This window comes from Rhizobacter sp. P1_G5, assembly GCF_056405435.1.
Window position 1 is genome coordinate 1 of the sequence record NZ_JBFUCB010001121.1, and the last position, 819, is coordinate 819.

Annotated in this window: 1 protein-coding gene; it reads left to right on the forward strand. The window is 75.4% G+C overall.

The window, feature by feature from the left end; translation table 11 throughout:
* Positions 1-817 (forward strand): polysaccharide biosynthesis protein (locus AC1D12_RS34475; protein WP_477845546.1); only part of this gene is annotated, 817 nt, incomplete at its 5' end.
* Between the last annotated feature and the right edge of the window lie 2 nt (positions 818-819).

Here is an 819-nt window from a genome sequence, read left to right on the forward strand (position 1 = left end):
GCTGCAGGTCGACCTGCTGTATGCGGTGCTGGTGGTGGCCGGCGTGCTGGTGGCGGCGCGTGCGCCAGGGCCGGCGACGGTGGCGCTGCTGGCGATGGGCGGGGCCGCGCTGCCCGCGGCCGTGCTGCTCGCGCGTGCCGTGCGCCGCCACGAGCCGTGGCAGCCCGGCGGCAGCGCCGGCCTGCTGCGCCAGGTGGCGCCGCTGGCCGCCTGGTCGTGCGCCGGCGCGGCGATCCACTGGGCCTTCAGCCAGGGCACCGTCTACCTGGTGGCCGGCACGCTGGACGTGGCCGCGGTGGCCGCRATGGCCGCGACGCGGCTGCTGCTGATGCCGGTGAACCTGCTGTCCACCGGCATCGGCTCGCTGATGCTGCCGCTCGCCTCGGGCTGGCTGCATCGCCATGGCGAGGCGCTGGTGCTGCGCCGGCTGGCGCTGTTCGCGCTCGGGCTGGGCGCGGTCACCATCGGCTACGTGGCGCTGCTGTGGGGGCTGCGCGACTGGATCTTCCAGGCGGTGTTCCGCAAGGATTTCGCGCAGCGCGATGCGCTGCTGCTGCTGTGGGGCGGCGTCTTCCTGGTGCTGGTGGTGCGCGACCAGCTGGCCTACCTGCTCGCGGCGCAGGGGCGCTTCCGCGAACTGAGCACGCTGACGCTGCTGAGCGCCGCGGCGTCGCTGGCGGCGAGCTACCTGGGCATGCTGCGGTTCGGCGTCGCCGGTGCGGTGCTCGGCATGCTGGCGGGCGAACTGATCAGCCTGGCCGGGGTCGTCGCCTTGTCGTGGCGCGGCCGGGCGGCCCGGCTCGCGATGGCCGCCTGACG